General features: G+C 56.9%; 16 protein-coding genes. 2 read left to right on the top strand and 14 right to left on the bottom strand.

Going from position 1 to position 16,326, the window contains the following annotated elements; all coding sequences use genetic code 11:
• Nucleotides 1-180: 180 nt before the first annotated feature.
• From modA to nifH, 12 genes are all read right to left on the bottom strand, one after another.
• Entirely contained in the window at nucleotides 181-927 is a 747-nt protein-coding gene (gene modA / locus EST62_RS12225) for a molybdate ABC transporter substrate-binding protein (RefSeq protein WP_129052349.1), read from the bottom strand.
• 104 nt (nucleotides 928-1,031) lie between these two features.
• Complete coding sequence (locus EST62_RS12220; protein WP_129052348.1) at nucleotides 1,032-1,841, bottom strand: TOBE domain-containing protein; 810 nt, start codon at nucleotides 1,839-1,841, stop codon at nucleotides 1,032-1,034.
• Nucleotides 1,842-1,975: 134 nt separating this feature from the next.
• Nucleotides 1,976-4,174, bottom strand: coding sequence for a TonB-dependent receptor (locus tag EST62_RS12215; protein WP_129052347.1), 2,199 nt, complete (start codon nucleotides 4,172-4,174; stop codon nucleotides 1,976-1,978).
• Nucleotides 4,175-4,412: 238 nt separating this feature from the next.
• Complete coding sequence (locus EST62_RS12210) at nucleotides 4,413-4,721, bottom strand: ferredoxin (protein WP_129052346.1); 309 nt, start codon at nucleotides 4,719-4,721, stop codon at nucleotides 4,413-4,415.
• Nucleotides 4,722-4,936: 215 nt separating this feature from the next.
• Nucleotides 4,937-6,211: a nitrogenase cofactor biosynthesis protein NifB gene (gene nifB, locus EST62_RS12205; protein WP_129052345.1), complete on the bottom strand. Its 1,275-nt coding sequence runs from the start codon at nucleotides 6,209-6,211 to the stop codon at nucleotides 4,937-4,939.
• Between the two features lie 165 nt (nucleotides 6,212-6,376).
• Nucleotides 6,377-7,753, bottom strand: coding sequence for a nitrogenase component 1 (locus tag EST62_RS12200; RefSeq protein WP_129052344.1), 1,377 nt, complete (start codon nucleotides 7,751-7,753; stop codon nucleotides 6,377-6,379).
• Nucleotides 7,750-9,132 carry a nitrogenase iron-molybdenum cofactor biosynthesis protein NifE gene (gene nifE, locus EST62_RS12195; RefSeq protein WP_245153648.1) on the bottom strand — a complete coding sequence of 461 codons (1,383 nt, stop codon included), beginning with the start codon at nucleotides 9,130-9,132 and terminating at the stop codon, nucleotides 7,750-7,752. The genes EST62_RS12200 and nifE overlap by 4 nt, the downstream gene beginning before the upstream one ends.
• Nucleotides 9,133-9,289: 157 nt before the next feature.
• Nucleotides 9,290-10,669, bottom strand: coding sequence for a nitrogenase molybdenum-iron protein subunit beta (nifK, locus tag EST62_RS12190; RefSeq protein ID WP_129052343.1), 1,380 nt, complete (start codon nucleotides 10,667-10,669; stop codon nucleotides 9,290-9,292).
• Nucleotides 10,670-10,699: 30 nt separating this feature from the next.
• The gene (gene nifD, locus EST62_RS12185; protein ID WP_129052342.1) at nucleotides 10,700-12,331 is read right to left on the bottom strand and encodes a nitrogenase molybdenum-iron protein alpha chain; all 1,632 of its coding nucleotides are present in this window, start codon (nucleotides 12,329-12,331) and stop codon (nucleotides 10,700-10,702) included.
• Between the two features lie 46 nt (nucleotides 12,332-12,377).
• Nucleotides 12,378-12,755: a P-II family nitrogen regulator gene (locus EST62_RS12180; protein ID WP_129052351.1), complete on the bottom strand. Its 378-nt coding sequence runs from the start codon at nucleotides 12,753-12,755 to the stop codon at nucleotides 12,378-12,380.
• Nucleotides 12,755-13,105, bottom strand: a complete 351-nt coding sequence (locus tag EST62_RS12175) for a P-II family nitrogen regulator (protein WP_129052341.1) — start codon at nucleotides 13,103-13,105, stop codon at nucleotides 12,755-12,757. The genes EST62_RS12180 and EST62_RS12175 overlap by 1 nt, the downstream gene beginning before the upstream one ends.
• Before the next feature lie 48 nt (nucleotides 13,106-13,153).
• A complete protein-coding gene (gene nifH / locus EST62_RS12170; protein WP_129052340.1) occupies nucleotides 13,154-13,978 on the bottom strand; it encodes a nitrogenase iron protein in 825 nt (274 codons plus the stop codon).
• A 646-nt stretch (nucleotides 13,979-14,624) separates the two neighbouring features.
• Here nifH and EST62_RS12165 point away from each other — a divergent pair.
• Both EST62_RS12165 and EST62_RS12160 read left to right on the top strand, forming a co-directional pair.
• On the top strand, nucleotides 14,625-14,951 hold the full coding sequence (locus EST62_RS12165) for a hypothetical protein (RefSeq protein WP_245153646.1): 327 nt from the start codon (nucleotides 14,625-14,627) through the stop codon (nucleotides 14,949-14,951).
• A 29-nt stretch (nucleotides 14,952-14,980) separates the two neighbouring features.
• Complete coding sequence (locus tag EST62_RS12160; RefSeq protein WP_371414700.1) at nucleotides 14,981-15,367, top strand: nucleotidyltransferase family protein; 387 nt, start codon at nucleotides 14,981-14,983, stop codon at nucleotides 15,365-15,367.
• Nucleotides 15,368-15,382: 15 nt separating this feature from the next.
• On the opposite strand, the gene EST62_RS12155 is transcribed toward EST62_RS12160, so the two are convergent.
• Together EST62_RS12155 and EST62_RS12150 are read right to left on the bottom strand one after the other, a co-directional pair.
• Entirely contained in the window at nucleotides 15,383-15,721 is a 339-nt protein-coding gene (locus tag EST62_RS12155) for a hypothetical protein (protein WP_129052338.1), read from the bottom strand.
• A gap of 142 nt (nucleotides 15,722-15,863) precedes the next feature.
• Nucleotides 15,864-16,226: a hypothetical protein gene (locus tag EST62_RS12150; protein ID WP_129052337.1), complete on the bottom strand. Its 363-nt coding sequence runs from the start codon at nucleotides 16,224-16,226 to the stop codon at nucleotides 15,864-15,866.
• Between the last annotated feature and the right edge of the window lie 100 nt (nucleotides 16,227-16,326).

Raw genomic sequence — 16,326 nt, 5'->3', positions numbered from 1 at the left:
CACCCCTTGCTTCCGCTAAGATTTCGACAACAACAGACACCATCAACCAACTAACTCAGCAAACCCGATTCTCCATTTCCAGCTGAGGCAAAACAAAATCACTTCATTGATTGCAAGAATATCAATTTTTTTCAATGGGAAAGCACTTGCTGACTTCGCGAACCCCCACCCGCGTTCGCGCTACCGCATCAGATACCCGTAGCGCTTCAAAATTCCCTTCGCTTCGGCACTTCCGAGATAGCTGAAAAACGCCCTCGCCTCGGTGTTCGCGGCTCCGTTTGGGGTGAGCGCCATCGTGAAGGGGGTTCGGGTGTAGAGTGAGTGCGGCACGGCGAAGAGTATCTTCGCCTTTCTGGCGGTTAGCGCTTCGGTCAGGTGCACGAAGGCGGCGTCAACCGTGCCGGTTTCGGCGTACATCAGGGTTTGCGGCATGTCGCGCGTCATGACCAGCTTTCCGGCAAGCTGCTTTTCGAGGCCCGCGGATTTGATCGCCTCCATCGCCATTTCACCGGCGGGCGCGCTGCTCGGATTGCCGAGAGCGATTCGGCCAAGCTTCGTCAGGTCGTGCATTGACGTAATTTTCCGCGACGGAGCGCCAATCACCACAATTTCATTCCAGGCAAACGGAGCAACCCATGCCGGAGCGAGCAGCTTTTTGACTTTGAGGTACTCCACCCATTTTGAATCCGCCGAAATATAGACATCCGCCGGAGCGCCGTTTTCGATCTGCATCGCCAGAGCGCCCGCAGCCGCGTAGTTTTTGATAAATATTGCGCCGGGGTGCGCTTTCGCGAATTTTCCCGACAGCACGTCGAGCACCGTTTTCATACCTGCTCCCGCCGACAGGCGGATTTCGCCAGCAAAGGCATTGACGGCGGTCAAGGCGAGCAGAAGGGCGAGAAGCAGCGTTTTGAGGCGTTTTAGCATGAGTTTCGTTGTATTTTTCCGGTTATAGCGTTGGGCGTGAGCTTTGGTGGACTTTGTGGACAAACACGGACTTTTCCGGCAACTCCACATAACCCGTATTTTTATCAGTTCACGCCGATAATGACGTCGGAAGCTTTGAAAATCGCGCAGACTTGCTGGCCCTCTTTGAGGTCGAGTTTGCCGGTGCTGGTTTTGGTGATAATGGCTGAAATGATGTTGCCACCGCCGATTTCGAGGTCGATTTCGCTGTTGACCGGGTCTTCGATCACCCGTTGCACGGTGCCGCAAATGATGTTCCTCGCGCTCAGTTTTTTGCCTTGCAGGTCGCGGCCCACCATGACCGAGCTGGACTTGACAATGGCGTAGGCGCTCATCCCCGTTTTCAGACCGAGGTTATCGACCGCGCCATTGGTGATGGTTGAAACGATCTGTTGGCCGCCGTTGAGCGTGATGATGATTTCGGCGTTGACCGCGCCTCGCGTAATTTCGGTGATGAGGCCGGCGAAGGTGTTGCGGGCGCTGATGCGCATCGAAATGCGGCGCAGGAACTGGTAAAGGTTTCTTGTGTCGCCGAGCCGCTCTTCGAGATTTTCGAGGAATTTGCGGTGCTCCTCCTGCACGATGCGGTACTTTTCGATCACCTGCCGCCCCTCGCGGGTGAGCACGGTGCCGCCGCCGCCCTTGCCGCCGGTCATGCGGTCAACGAGCGGTTTTTCGGAGAGGTTGTTCATCATGTTCACCAGGTGCCAGGCGGTTTTGTAGCTGATGCCCGCAGCTTTGGCCGCGCTGTTGATCGAGCCGAGTTCGTCGATCTTTTCAAGCAGGGCGATCCGGTCTCCGCCGAGGAAGCGGTTCTGGGACTTCTGGAACCAGATCGAACCTTCGATGCCGATGGGGTCTTTTGTTGTGCTCACGTGCGGTGTCCGTTACGTTGCAATAAATAATCATACGGTAATATAGAACACAAGATGAATAAATCCCGGCGGGAACCAGCCGCCGGGAGGGTGTAACGGAGAAAGAACAGGAGAACACATTCGGGAATAACCGCTCAGTAGTGCACCGCGACCGAGGCGACCACCGTAAACGGCGCGCCGGGCTGGTACGAGCTGTTCAGGGTTTTGTAATCTGACGTACTGATAAGGCTGACGTATTTTTTGTCGAACAGGTTGATGAACGAGAGCGAGCAATCCACATTCCGGAAGCCGAGCATCGCCCTGCTCCAGGTGAGATCGAGGTCGAAGAGCGTCGCGCCGTCGATCTTCTGCTGGTGCGGCACGTCGCCGTAACGCTCGGAGGAGTAGCGGACGACCGGTGAAATCGTGAACTCGCCGATGGTGTAGCTGACCATGCCTTTGGCCATGAACTCCGGCGCGTCGGGCACCTGGTTGCCTTTGACATCGATCAGGGCGCCGCTTTCAGAGCGGATATTTTCATCGAAGCAGAAGCGGTTCCACGAGAACGAACCGTAGCATTTCAGCTTGCTCGATGGCTTGTACTCACCTTCCAGCTCGAAGCCGTAGCCCGTGGCGTTGGCGTTGTTCATCGGGTAGGAGATGCCGAGGTCGGGGTCCTGGAAGATGGCCTGCTTGTTGTTGTGAATGGCGTAATAAACGGTTGGCGCGACGCTCCAGTTGCTGCCGTTCATCTTCAGGCCCAGCTCGAAGTTGCGCGAAATCTCCATCTTCCGTTCGTCCCAGAGCTGCTGGAAGGTGATGTTGTGAGCTGAAAAGGTGGCATACTGCGAGATGAAGTAGGGATAAATGTCCACATGGGTGACGTAGTTTTCGCCATACGCCAGGTGCACCGACGAATTGTCTCCAATGCTTCGGGTGATCGTCACGTCGGGAAAGAGACGGCTGAAGCTCTTCGTCGATTCAGCGCTTTTGGCCGCGACGATGGCCGGATCGGCGGCGAGCGCATCGTCGTAACTGACGTCACCGATTCCGGTTGTGTCGTAGGTCAGAATCGATGGCAGGGTGTAGTTGACGTACTTCACGCCGCCTTCGAGCAGCCAGTCGCCGGTGCGGTACTTCGCCTCGATGAAGGGTTCGTGCAGTTCGTGGCTCGAAGTGTTGGAGAGGATCGCCCATCCGCCGAGTTGGAGCGTACTTCCGCTGACGGTGTAGTTTTTCCACGAGGTCGGCGGGCCGGGACGCTCTTGCGTATGGCAGAGGTAGCCAAAATCGAGATCGACCTTGCCGAGCTTCGTGGTGTATTCGGCCAAGATTCCCTTGAGGTCATGGTCGATGTCCCAGCGGCGAACTTTGCTACCGGTGATCGATTCCATGTAGTAGCCCTTGTCGCTCCAGTAGTAGGGTTTGAGGTTGAGCTTCGACTTTTCGCCGGTTTTGATTTCGAGGTTGGCCATCACCATCCAGTCCTCGAATTCGTTCTTGTTGTAGCCGTAGTAGTCGTATTTCGTCGGATCGTTGCTGTAATCGGCGTCGTAAGCGCTGTCGAGATTCTGGATTTCGGCGTAACTCAACGCCTTGTAGGGGTGAATGTTGCCCTTGCTGTACGTCGCGAACGCTTCGAGTTTCACCTTGTCGCTGAACGTTTTCGTTGCGCCGAACATCAGGTTGTTGCGGTTGCTCGCGCCGTACCCTTTCCACTTTTCGGCGTAACTGGTCGAGCCGGAAGCGAACGCCTTGAAGCCGCCGCCGAGTTCGCCGGTGTCGATGCGCAGGTAGGTGCGGCGGTAGTCGTGGCTGCCGACGCTCTGCTTGACGGTGACGCCGAGCTTCTCCGCCGGGCGCTTGATGGTCATGTCAATCTTGCCCCCCACGTCGGCGATGCCGAGGCCGATGTTGGCGGGCATGACGCCGCTGTAAACGGCGATGTTCTCGAAATTTTCGAGGTCGTAGATGGTGGCTCCGCCGCCGGGCCTTCCGGTTACAGGCAGCCCTTCGACGTTGGCTGTCGTGGCCGGAACGCCGCCAGCGGTTGCCTCGACGCCCCGGAAGCGGAACGCCTCGTGGTAGTTCACGGTATCGGCCAGCCCGTAGGGATCGACGCTCTGCTGGCTGACCGAGGGCATCATGTTGATGACCTTGTAAACCGACATTTGCGACGGATTGAGCACGGCGGACTCTTTTCCGGTGACGTTTTGCAAGAGGTCGCCCTTTTTGCCCGATACGGTGATTTCGGGAGCGATGTATTCCGGTGATGCGCTGTCGGCCTGATTATTCTGGGCATTCGCCGTGGCGGAGAGCAGAGCCAGCAGGGCGATAAGTGAAGTTTTTTTCATGCGATGTGTTCGGGGTTTTAAGATCGGTCGGATCGGTCAGATTGGACTGATCCGACCGATCGTTTAGCATTTCAGGTTATAACGATTTGCAAATAAAAGAGCCGTTTTTTGTTTGGGCTACACACGGTTCGATATGTACTAAAAGTAATAGCGAATGGCAAAAAAAAATGGGGGAACGCCTTGCGTCTCCAGTTAACGCAAGGCGGCCTCCCCCGGCTTCCTGAAGGGAAGGAAGTGCTCAGTTGATTATGTGATCCTCGCAGGCTTCGCCCTCTTCGAGCGCGTCGAGGATTTCATCCACTTTGTCTTCGCTGTCGATTTCGCCGTACCAGAAGTTTTCGGGATAGACGACCAGCACCGGCCCTTTTTCGCAGAGGTTCAGGCAGGCCGTGGCTGAAACGGCGACGTCGCTCATGCCGCGGTCGGCAAGCTCGCTTTCGAGGTAAGGGATCAGGTTCAGCGACTCTTTCTTGTGGCACATGCCCTGCGGAGCACCCTGAGCGCGGAAGCTGGCGCAAACGAAAATGTGATGTGACGGTTTGTCCATGGTGGTTGGTTTTTTCTGATTGTTGTGGTTGGGTTGTCCCATATTCAGCAGGGTTTTAACCCTGCGGACATTTGCTCTTACATTTTCTTCAGTTGCCCCGGTTTTTAAACCGGGGATTGGGTTTTTCAAGATCAGTCGGATCAGACCAATCGGACGAATCCGTCTGATCTTGCTCTTTCAATTCATAATTCAGCATTCATCATTCATAATTCTCTTCAGTCGCACCCGTTGCCTGCGCCGCTGCATCCTGATTTGCAGGCGTGGATCTGGCTGCTTTTCATCAGGTGTTTGAGGTTCTGGCCGGTGAAGACACCATAGACCGCCTCTTCGATCACCCCTTCGAGCGACAGGACGTCGATGCCGCTCGCCTTGAGCACCGATTGCGGCGAGTCTCCGGCGCTGTTGACCAAGACGGCGCGGCAGTCGGCGAGCGTCGCGGCGAGCGCTTCCCAGCGGCTCTTGCCGCCACCGGGTGGCGGGGCCGGGCGTGAATCGATGAGGGCGCAGCCCTTCTTGTCTTCGGCGAGCGCGTAGATCAGGAAGCGGTCGGCTTCGCCGAGATGCTGGTTGATGAGCACCCCTTCGAGGCTCGCCACGGCGATGTACGGGCGGTGCTCATCGGGATTTTTCGGCATCCGCGACGCTTCGGCGAGCTTCTGCATCATCTCGTCGCTGTTGAATTCGCCGATGATGCCAACCGCGTCGGCGCGGCAGCGGGCGCAGTGCTTCATCTGCGGCAAGAGCTTTCCGGCTTCGGCCTGAATCTCTCTGACCATCTCTGCATCGGGTTCGGGGATATTCTCGAACACCGTCTCCGTCGTGTTGTAGTAGGGCAGGCAGTTCAGGATGTCCGCGCCCATCGAGGCGACCTGGCGGGCCACTTCGACCACATGCTCGTCGTTGACGCCGGGGATGATGATCGAGTTGACCTTGGCCGTAACGCCGAACCTCTTGAGCTTTTGCAGGGCGGCGAGCTGGTTTTCGAGCAAGAGCTCGGCGGCCTGGCGGTCGCGGTACATGCGCTTCTGGTAACGAACCCAGGCGTAGATCTCCTGACCGATCTCCGGATCGATGGCGTTGATCGTCAAGGTGACGTGGCTCACCTGCAACTCGGCCAGCTCCTCGATGTAGGGCAGCACGTCGAGGCCGTTGGTGGCCACGCAGAGCAGCATCTCCGGGTACTTCTCACGCACGAGCCGCAGGGTCTCCATCGTCTCGTCCGGGTTGGCGAAGGGGTCGCCGGGGCCGGCGATGCCCACCACCGAGATGTTCGGCGAGAGCTTCATGGCGCCTTCGAGGTACCAGAGCGCTTGCTTTGGCGAGAGCAGCTTGCTGGAAACGCCGGGGCGGTTTTCGTTCATGCAGTCGAACTTCCGGTTGCAATAGTTGCACTGGATGTTGCACTTCGGCGCGACCGGAAGGTGGATTCTTCCGAAGGTGTGCCTCGCGGAGTCGTTGAAGCACGGATGGTTCTGGATATTGAGCGTCATTATGGTGTCTCCCTTGTGCCCCCTTCAGGCATTTCCGGCCTCTCTCTTTTCCGGATCGAGATGCCGGGTAATTACTTCATACGTTTTTCCTCGCGAACTTCAGTACTGCTGCGTCCGGTTTCGATTTCGCTAGCGATTTCGAGGCCGGTTCTCTCTGGATTTCCGTCAGATATAGGTGTAGCCAACCGGCGACGAATTCTGGCGCTCTTCGATGACGGTGTTGACGATGCGGTCGAACAGCTCCTGCGTGCCCCGGTAGCCGAGGTGGTGCAGGCGCTGGCCGCCGAAGCGGTCGTGAATCGGGAAGCCGACGCGGATGAGCGGCAACTCGTTCTTGCGCGACATCGTGAACCCTTTGCTGTTGCCGATGAGGAAGTCCGGCTTGAGCACTTTGGCTTCGTTTTCGATGTCAACGAAGTCAACCCCTTCGCGCACCTGGATTTCAAGCTCTTCCAGATCGGGAATCAGCTCCAGCATCCGCTTTTTCATCAGCCCGCTCTTGCCGCCCGAGGCGCAAAGCACCGGTACGACGCCGAATTCGCGCAGGAAAGCGGCCATCGAAATCACCAGATCCTCCTCGCCGTACAGAATCGCTTTTCTGCCGAAGACATACTTGTGGCCGTCGGCGTAAGCGTCGATCAGGCGGCGGCGTTCGTCTTCGTACTTTTCGGGCATCGGCTGTCCGGTCAGCTCTTCGAGCAGCGTGAAGAAGCGGTCGCTCGCCTTGACGCCGATCGGCAGGGGCAACTGGTGGCGCGGCACGCCGAAGCTCTCTTCGAGGTAGCCTGCCGCCGACTTTTTGGCTTCGAGCGTCGAGCCGAACTCGATGCTGGCCGCCGCGCTGCCGCTCTCGGCGATGGCGCTGGTCGGGGTGCCGCCGGGCGGAATGCGGTGGTACTCGGCCCACGGGCCGCCGTCGAGCGTCTGCGAATAGTCGGGCAAGAGCATGAACGGCATCCCGAACTCCTTGAGAATCTCCTTCAGGTAGCGGATGTCCGCCGGTGAAATCATCCCCGAAAAGAGGTTGACGAGGTTCTTTTTCGCGCCGCCGGTGGCGAAGGTCTGGACGGCGGAGCGCACGGCGGCGTGGAAGCCGTCGATGTGGCTGCCCTGGTAGCTCGGCGTCGAGGCGAAGACCATGGTCGGCAGATCGGCCTCACCCATGATCGCCTTGTACTCCTTCAGGATCATCGGCACGTCGTCGCCGATGGTTTCCGACAGGCAGGTGGTGGCGATGCCGATCACCTGCGGCTGGTACTGCTGCGTGACGTTCTTGAGGCCGAGCTTCAGGTTGTGGCTGCCGCCGAACACGGCCGTCTCTTCGTTGAAGTTCGACGAGGCGATGTCGATCGGCTCCTTGTAGTGGCTGATGAGGTAGCGCCGGATGTAGGTGGCGCACCCCTGCGAGCCGTGCAGGAACGGCACGCACTTTTCGATGCCGCGGAAGGCCAGGCACGCGCCCAGCGGATTGCAGAGCTTGCAGGCGTTCTGCGTGGCCGTTTTGGCCGTCATGGTTTTTGTCGCTGAACCGTTGGTCGTCATTGTGCACCTCCTTTTCGCGGTGCGAACTGCCATACGGGGCTCATCACCGATTCGTAAACCTCCCTGGCGAAATAGTACATGCCGATGAATCCGGCGAGCGGAATCTTGCGCTCGTGGTTGTGGTCGCAGAAAGCGACACCGAGCTTGAAGGCGATGGGGCGCTCCTTGACGCCGCCGATCAAGAGGTCGGCCTCCTTTTCGAGAATGAACTTGGAGAGCTCGACCGGGTTGGAGTCGTCAACGATCACCGTGCCTTCGTCGCACATCTCCTTCAGGTTCTTGTAGTCCTGCTGGTTACCGGTCTGCGAACCGGCCAGCACCACCGACATGCCGATGGTGCGCAGCGCCTTGATGAGCGAGAAGGTCTTGAATGCTCCGCCGACGTAGATCGCGGCTTTCTTGCCGGCGAGCGCCGCCTTGAACTTCTGCATCTCGGGGTAGTATTTCCTGATTTCGTCGCGCACGATCTCCTTGGCCTTCTCCATGATGTCGGGCCTTTCGGGGAAGTGCTGCGCCACGTCGTAGAGCGATTTGCTCATATCCTCGAAGCCGAAGTACGACACCCGGATAAAGGGAATGCCGTATTTCTCCTCCATCTCTTTGGCGAGCGTGGTCATCGAGCCGGAGCACTGCACCACGTTGAGCGATGCGCCGTGCGAGCGGCGGATGGCGTCGATGCGGCCATCGCCGGTCATGGTGGCGACCACCTCGATGCCCATCTTTTCATAATATTCCCGGATGATCCAGGCTTCTCCGGCGAGGTTGAATTCGCCGAGAATGTTGATGCTGTATTTGCTGATCCCCTCGGTCGAACCCTGGCCGATCAGCTTCATGAGGGCCAGGCAGGCGGCTTTGTAGCCATCCTTCTTGGTGCCCTTGAATCCTTCGGAATGCACCGGCAAAACCGGGATTCCTTTCTCTTTTGCAACTTTTTTGCAGACCGCATCGATGTCGTCGCCGATGAGGCCGATGATGCAGGTCGAATAGATGAATGCCGCGTTGGGCTGGTACTGGTCGATCAGTTCGATGAGTGAACGGTAGAGCTTCTTTTCGCCGCCGTAGATGACGTCCATCTCCTGGAGGTCGGTCGAAAAGCTGAGCCGGTGCAGCTCCGGTCCCGACGAAACCGCTCCCCGGATATCCCAGGTGTAGGCGGCGCAACCGATCGGGCCGTGCACGATGTGAATCGCGTCGGCTACCGGATAGAGCACGACACGTGAACCGCAGAAGACGCAGGCCCGCTGGCTGACCGAGCCGGAGAGGCTGGTCTTCTCGCAGGCGATGTCAACTTCCGCGCCGCCCGCCGTCTTCTCATAGACCTGTTTTTCCCTGCCTTCGAGCAGGTTGATGTTCTGCGTATCCATTTCCTTTCCCTTCATTGTCGCCCGCCTTCCGTTATCGAAGGCGGACGGTTGTAAATCCTGTTGTCAACTTGTCGATGCGTTGTCGCCGTGACCGGCTCGCAGGCAGGCGGACGGTGTTCTGGAATGCACCGCCCGGCAAGCCTCTGGATCGCGAACCGGCCCTTGCAGACCCTCACATCACCAGCTCGAACCTCTCCTCCAGGGCCGTCTGGTCCTGACGATCCATGAGCACGCCGAGGATTTTCTCGACCAGCCTGAGCGAGCCGCTGTAGCCGATATTCGGGAAGTAGCTGTGGCCGATACGGTCGAGAATCGGGAAGCCGAAGCGCACGAACGGGATGTCTTCGTCACGCGCGATGTACTTGCCGTAGGTGTTGCCGATGAGCAGGTCAACCGGCTCGTTCTTGATCCACTGGTGGAGCAGGAACATGTCGGCCTGCGCGCCGTTCCGGAAGTTCGCGCCCGGCGCGCGTTCGAGAATCTCCCTCATGCGCTTCTCGAAGCGGTTGCCCGGCGTGCCGCTGACGATGTGCGCCGGAATCATGCCGAGGTCGAGCAGGAACTCGGTGAGCGGCATGAGCTGGTCGGGGTCGCCGAACAGCGCCACCTTCTTGCCGTAGAAGTACTGCTCCATGTCGGCCATGACATCGACCAGACGGCCACGCTCGGCGGTGATTTCGTCTGGCACCTTCACGCCGCCAGCCTTGCTGAGAGCCATGATGAAGCGGTCGGTCGCCGACAGGCCGATGGGCATGTCAACCGTCTCGAACGGCACCTTGCACTTTTTGTCGAGCGCGACGGCTGCCGGTTCGGCGCTGATGCAGCCGACGGCGAGCGAGCACTTGCTGTCACCGGCGCTTATCAGCTCGGCGATGGTGGTGCCCCCTTTCGGATAGAACTCGTGCTTGCCGGTCTGCGGCGCGTCGAGCACGTCGGAAGTGTCGGGGAAGAGCACGATTTTGACGCCGAGCCGCGAGGCCAGCGACTTGATTTCACGCATGTCGGACGGCTCCATCCAGCCCGCGATGACGTTGACCTTGTCGTTCTTCTCGCCGATTGACTTTGCGAACTGCTCGGCCATGCCCACCACCATGTTGGCGTAACCGGTGATGTGCGAACCGACGAAGCTCGGTGTGCTGGCGTAGATGACGTATTTGCCTTCAGGAATCTTGCCGTCGTCCTTGGCCTTTTTGGTGATCTGCTGCAAGTCGTCGCCGATGGTTTCGGACAGGCAGGTCGAGTGCACCGCGATCACTTCCGGATCATAGACCGAGAAGATGGTTTCGATAGCCGCAAGCAGGTTGGCCTGGCCGCCGAACACCGAAGCGCCTTCGGTGAACGAGCTGGTGGCGGCCATCACCGGCTCCTTGTAGTGGCGGGTCAGGGTGCTGCGGTGGTAGGAGCAGCAACCCTGCGAGCCGTGGCTGTGAGGCAGGCAGCCGTGCACGCCGAGGGCGGCATACATGGCGCCGATCGGCTGGCAGGTCTTCGCCGGATTGATCGTCAGCCCCTCGCGCTCTTTGACCTCTTTTGTGGTATGACGTAATAACATCGATTATTCTCCTTTATAATATTTTACATCTTATGATGCGACGTAGCTGGCTTCCAGCGATTCCGATTCGGCTTTCTCCCAGGGCGCTTTAATCATCTTCCAGACCGGGTTGTTGACCATGCGGTCGATGTCTTTGTAGAAGTTCACCGCGCCTTTGAAGCCGGTGTACGGACCGCCGTAGTCGTAGCTGTGAAGCTGCTTGAGCGGCACGCCCATCTTCTGGACGACGTATTTCTCCTTGATACCGGCGCAGAAGATGTCGGGCTTGTACAGCTCGATGAGCTTTTCAGACTCGTAGTGGCTGACGTCATCGACCACGAGGGTTTTCTTCATCATCTGCTTCATCATGCCTTCATAGCCGTTGATCTCAAGGCCTTTGGCTTTCAGCTCTTCGAGTTCGGCCTCGGTTTTTCTCGGATTGTACAAATCGGGATCGGCAGTGACCTTCAGCTCTTCGATGTTCTTGCTGTCGGCATCGATCTTGATTTTTGGCAGCACTTCGCGGCCTTCGTAGTCATCGCGGTGAGCGAACTCGTAACCGGCGGCGATGGTCGTCATGCCGAGTTCGGTGAACAGATCCTGGTAGTGGTGCGCGCGCGAGCCGCCGACGAACAGCATGGCGGTTTTGCCCTCGGTGCGCGGGCGGATCTCGTCGATGATCGCCTTGACGGCGGGCATCTCTTCGGCGATCACCTCTTCGACCCTGGCTTTCAGCTCCTCGTCACCGAAGTACTCGGCGATTTTGCGCAGCGACTTGGTGGTCGATTCGGCGCCGACGAAGTTGACCTTCATCCACGGAATCCCGTACTTGGTCTCCATCATGTCGCCCATGTAGTTGATCGAGCGGTGGCACATGATGACGTTCAGGTCGGCGGTATGAGCGTTCTCGATGGCGCCCACCGTCGAGTTGCCGCTGAAGGATGCCACCAGCGTGATGCCGCACTTGTCGAAAATGCGCTCGATCTCGAAGGCGTCGCCGCCGATGTTGTATTCGCCGAGCAGGTTCAGCTTGAACTTGCCGGCCTTGACTTCGTTGTTGTTGCCCACCATGTGCTTGAACACGCCGTTGTTGGCGATGTGGTGGCCAGCCGACTGGCTGACGCCGCGGTAGCCTTCGCAACTGAAGCCGAAGACGTTGCAGTCGCCGAACTTGGCTTTCATTTCGCGGGAAGCGGCGTGCACGTCATCACCGATCAGGCCGACCGGGCAGGTCGAGAAGATCGCGATGGCTTTCGGGTGAAAGAGATCATAAGCCTCCTGGATGGCCACCTTCAGTTTCTTTTCGCCGCCGAACACTACGTGCTCCTCCTGCATATCGGTCGAGAAGCAGTAGGTGATGTAGTTTTCATGCTCCGGGGTTTCCGGTCTGGTCTGGTTCCGGCGGGTCAGCCAAGCGTAAAAGCTGCAACCGATCGGGCCGTGCACGATGTTGACGATGTCGCGCGTCGGGCCGAGCACCACGCCCTTGCAGCCAGCGTAGGAGCAGCCGCGCTGCGTGATGATGCCCGGAACCGTGCGGACGTTGGCCTGCACTTCAGGAGTGGTCTCCGGGTCGTTGACCACAATCGACTTCCTGCGCTTCTTTGCGACCTTGGCCGGGTATTTATTGATCAGCTCCTCGGTAATCAGGGAGGGATCGGGTAAGTTTACTTTCGCCTGCATTGTAGCGTTCTCCGTTTACACCTTGATAAGTTGTCTCAGTTTAGCGTCAGTTCAGCGCCACGTCGCCTTCCTCTCCGGTTCTGACCCTGACGGTGTCCAGAATCGGCGTCACGAAAATCTTGCCGTCTCCCGGCTTGCCGGTCTGGTTGGTTTTGATGATCGTGTCGATAGCCGTCTGGCAGAGATCGTCGGGCACGACCACGGTCAGGATTCTCTTGGCGACGAGCCTCGGCGCGTTACCGAGCTGGGCAATCGCCTCCGGATGGCCCGCTTCGGCGCCCTGGAGGATGTCGTAGTGAACCTGCCCCTTGCCGCGTCCCATAACCCGGCCGGTCGCCGTGAAGGAGGAGATGCCGGCGTCGATGAGCGCTTTCTTGGTTTCGTTCACCTTGTTGATTCGAATGACTGAAATGATCTCTTTCATCATGCCTCCTTTGCTTCAAGCATCGTCTCGGTTTCCTTCATTCCGGAGCTGATCGTATAGACCTCTTCGACAGCGGAGACGAAAATTTTACCGTCACCGAACTTGCCGTCGCCGGTCTTGGCGTTGTCCATGATGGCGCGGATGACGAAGTCTTTGTCGGCGTCCGGCACGACCATGAACAGCATCTCCTTCGGCAGTTCGTCATAGACCACATCGCCGACGCGCAGACCGCGCTGCTTGCCTCGTCCGACAACCGAGATTTTGGTGACTGCCGGGTATCCTGCGTCGAGCAGGCCCTGCATGACCTCATGTACTTTTTCCGGCCTGACGATGGTTCTGATCATTAACATGTGTGTGTTCTCCGTTTTGTTGTTTAAATCTTTAAGCCGTGCTTGATCTCAGTTGGCGATACCGAATTCGATCAGCAGTTGCTCCAGCTCGTCGATTTCGAGCGGCTTGGGAATGACGAACATCTTGTTTTCATCGATCTTGCGAGCCAGGGCGCGGTACTCGTCGGCCTGCGGATGGGTCGGATCGTAGTCGATCACAGTCTTTCTGTTGATTTCGGCGCGCTGAACGAAGTTGTCGCGAGGCACGAAATGGATCATCTGGGTGCCGAGCTTCTTGGCCAGCTCTTCGATCATCTCTTTCTCGTTGTCAACCTTGCGGCTGTTGCAGATCAGGCCGCCGAGGCGAACACCGCCGGCATCGGCGTATTTCAGGATACCTTTGCAGATGTTGTTGGCCGCGTACATAGCCATCATTTCGCCGGAGCAGACGATGTAAATCTCTTCGGCCTTGCCATCGCGGATCGGCATGGCGAAGCCGCCGCACACAACGTCGCCAAGCACATCGTAGAACACGTAGTCGAGTTCCCATTCGTCATCGTAAGCACCGAGCTGTTCGAGCAGGTTGACCGAGGTGATGATGCCGCGGCCAGCGCAACCGACGCCAGGCTCAGGACCGCCGGACTCGGTGCAGCGGGTTGCTTTGTAACCCTCTTTGATGATATCTTCGAGTTCGACCTCTTCGCCCTCCTCGCGCAGGGTGTCGAGCACGGTTTTCTGCTGGAGACCGCCAAGCAGGAGGCGGGTGGAGTCAGCTTTCGGGTCGCAACCTACGACCATCACTTTTTTGCCTGCTTCCGCAAGACCGGCAACTGTGTTCTGGGTGGTGGTGGATTTGCCGATACCGCCTTTACCATAAATCGCGACTTTTCTCATGGTGTACTTAATTTATTAGTTAAGAGTCAAGTTGACTGAAAATATTCAGGCTTTCCGTTTTTCTGCCCTGAATAATTAAAGAATATGATGCAATGTCCGTGCCAAAGCGCGGTCGGAATGGCTGTTTTTCTTGAAATGTTTTGGATAATATTTTTAAGTCGTTGATATAAAATGATTTAACGGCTTTTGTCAGACCGTGTCGATCCTGCGGCAAGCGCCTCTTTTTTTTACGAAGTGGCTGAAAGAGGTAGAGCAGAAAACTACATTTCTGTTGAAAAACCGGCTTTACTACTATTTCGTAGAAAAGCTCAGCGCTCCTTGTCGGCAGGCTTTGCGGAGAACCGGCTTGTTGACGTACGATTTTTCGTCCATTGCCGGACGCCGAGATTCACATCACGGGCGAGTGAGCTGAAGAGGTGAAAGAGATACGTTTTTCGAGTCTGTTGCCAGAGTTTGCCGGGCGTCTGGAGGGTAAGCCGGACGGAGCTGATGAATGTGTTTACAGAAAACTACGATTATGTAGAAAGTTGCGTTTTTGTGTCTTTGGTTCAGTCGGAACCGTTGCCGAGCCGGACGCGGTTACTATGAAATACACGAGAATGCGTGTGCTCTCATTGTTCAATCCATAGCCGGAGGAACCCGTATCATGAAAACCTTTCTTCATCGCCGCCCAACGCGCGGTGGCGAGCATCATCCGTCAACAGGGCAAAGCCCTGAACTCTCAGCCATGCCTGGCAGACCACGAGCTTTTCCGGCGGTCTCGTCTGGCGCGGCGGCAATCGGCGCGCTCGCCATCGGAGCACTCAGCATCGGCGCGGTTGCGATTGGAGTGCTGGCCATCGGGCGGATGGTCATCGGCCGGTTGTTCATAAAAAAGGCGAGGATCGGAACGCTGGAGGTCGGAGAGCTGAAAGTCGGTCGGTTGGAAGTTGTGGAGAGTGCGGCGGTGTCAAAAGAGGGTGAGAGCGAGTAAGCCGGGGTTTGGGGTGGATTGTCCGCGAAGTGGTGCGAAACTTTCTGAACCCTTTCGTGCCGGAGGCTGAAATCATCGTTTTCGGCTTAAGGGTTCACGGCACGGCCAAACCCTGGTCAGACCTCGACCTTGCCATCAAAGCAAAATCAGCGCTTGACTGGAAATTGCTGGAAGAGATTAAAGAAGCATTTCAGGAATCCGAACTGCCGTTCAGGGTAGATATTTTGGTTTGGAACGAAATTACGCCTGCGTTTCGGAAGGCGATTGAGGGGAAGGGCTATGAAATACTTGGTTTGAATAGGTTGAGTGGCTTTATCTCCAAATCAAAGCTATTGGTCAGTAATAAAATAACGACCAAGCTCACCGGCGACAATGGAGCGCAGCGGAATTGCCGTCCGAGTGTAGCGCCTTGTTAAACGGAAAAGTATCAGTCATATAGAAAACCCTTCCAATAACCAGCGCTTTAGGGTCTTGAACCCTACTTTGAACGAACTCTTACATAACTCAATATAGTCATCCGGGTAGCCTTTAAAATACTCTGGCAATACTTCTTCTTTCGAGTTTGTGAACGCAAACGCAATGTAGGTGAAGGCATAAATAAATGGATACGCTAATGGCTGCAAGATACAAAACAAGATTGCTCCTGCGATACCTATCCCTGCAATCCACCACCATAGATACAGAACCCATACCAACGTAAGCAGTGCAACAATGGGGAATCGAAGAGCGATACCTACTTGTTGCCTAGTTGTATAGCGATTCTCGCTCATTGTCCTGATTGTATTCCGTTTAACGTCAAGCATGAGGCACGGCTGACCGGGAGCGCGTGCTCGATGCAGAACAGGGGTTTGAATTACGATTCATATTTCGACTCTGGTCGGGTCAGCCGTTGCTCTCCATGCGCTTGTTAGCCTATCGTTTCATGGCGAACCGTGACCGTTCGCCCCCTACGTATAGAGTGCCGGTCATCTGATTCCCTGATATTCTAATCTCCTCAAAGAGCATTGTGACTGTTGTCCCCAACGTTGTGATGTCTGCCTTTATTCGGTCTTCGCCGACCTTCGTCCATTTCCCGCTTAGCTGCTCCTTGCCGGTGCTGATCAGAAACGTTTTGTCGTGAAAGAATTCGATGAACTCTCCAGCTTTGCCTTCTTCTTCCCACTTCCCAATGATTGCTTCCTCAGTGGGTTTTGAGCAACCCGCCAAGAAGATTGCGGCGAGTATCAATATCGCTGGATGAAGGGCCGAAAGAATTCGGTTGCGAGGATGTTTCATGTTCTGTTTTGCCTCAGCTGGAAATGGAGAATCGGGTTTGCTGAGTTAGTTGGTTGATGGTGTCTGTTGTTGTCGAAATCTTAGCGGAAGCAAGGGGTGC

Origin of the sequence: Chlorobaculum sp. 24CR (assembly GCF_004118635.1) — a bacterium.
Lineage (GTDB): Bacteria > Bacteroidota > Chlorobiia > Chlorobiales > Chlorobiaceae > Chlorobaculum.
The sequence above is the reverse complement of the archived record's forward strand: the minus strand, read 5'-3'. Positions and strand labels throughout refer to the sequence as shown.

Bases quoted from the DNA above. Each gene is read 5' to 3' on its own strand.
- nifD (WP_129052342.1), bottom strand. From the start codon at position 12,331: ATGCAGGCGAAAGTAAACTTACCCGATCCCTCCCTGATTACCGAGGAG.
- EST62_RS12175 (WP_129052341.1), bottom strand. From the start codon at position 13,105: ATGTTAATGATCAGAACCATCGTCAGGCCGGAAAAAGTACATGAGGTC.
- EST62_RS12155 (WP_129052338.1), bottom strand. From the start codon at position 15,721: ATGAGCGAGAATCGCTATACAACTAGGCAACAAGTAGGTATCGCTCTT.
- modA (WP_129052349.1), bottom strand. From the start codon at position 927: ATGCTAAAACGCCTCAAAACGCTGCTTCTCGCCCTTCTGCTCGCCTTG.
- EST62_RS12180 (WP_129052351.1), bottom strand. From the start codon at position 12,755: ATGAAAGAGATCATTTCAGTCATTCGAATCAACAAGGTGAACGAAACC.
- EST62_RS12150 (WP_129052337.1), bottom strand. From the start codon at position 16,226: ATGAAACATCCTCGCAACCGAATTCTTTCGGCCCTTCATCCAGCGATA.
- EST62_RS12210 (WP_129052346.1), bottom strand. From the start codon at position 4,721: ATGGACAAACCGTCACATCACATTTTCGTTTGCGCCAGCTTCCGCGCT.
- nifB (WP_129052345.1), bottom strand. From the start codon at position 6,211: ATGACGCTCAATATCCAGAACCATCCGTGCTTCAACGACTCCGCGAGG.
- EST62_RS12165 (WP_245153646.1), top strand. From the start codon at position 14,625: ATGAAAACCTTTCTTCATCGCCGCCCAACGCGCGGTGGCGAGCATCAT.
- nifH (WP_129052340.1), bottom strand. From the start codon at position 13,978: ATGAGAAAAGTCGCGATTTATGGTAAAGGCGGTATCGGCAAATCCACC.
- nifE (WP_245153648.1), bottom strand. From the start codon at position 9,132: ATGAAGGGAAAGGAAATGGATACGCAGAACATCAACCTGCTCGAAGGC.
- EST62_RS12215 (WP_129052347.1), bottom strand. From the start codon at position 4,174: ATGAAAAAAACTTCACTTATCGCCCTGCTGGCTCTGCTCTCCGCCACG.
- EST62_RS12200 (WP_129052344.1), bottom strand. From the start codon at position 7,753: ATGACGACCAACGGTTCAGCGACAAAAACCATGACGGCCAAAACGGCC.
- nifK (WP_129052343.1), bottom strand. From the start codon at position 10,669: ATGTTATTACGTCATACCACAAAAGAGGTCAAAGAGCGCGAGGGGCTG.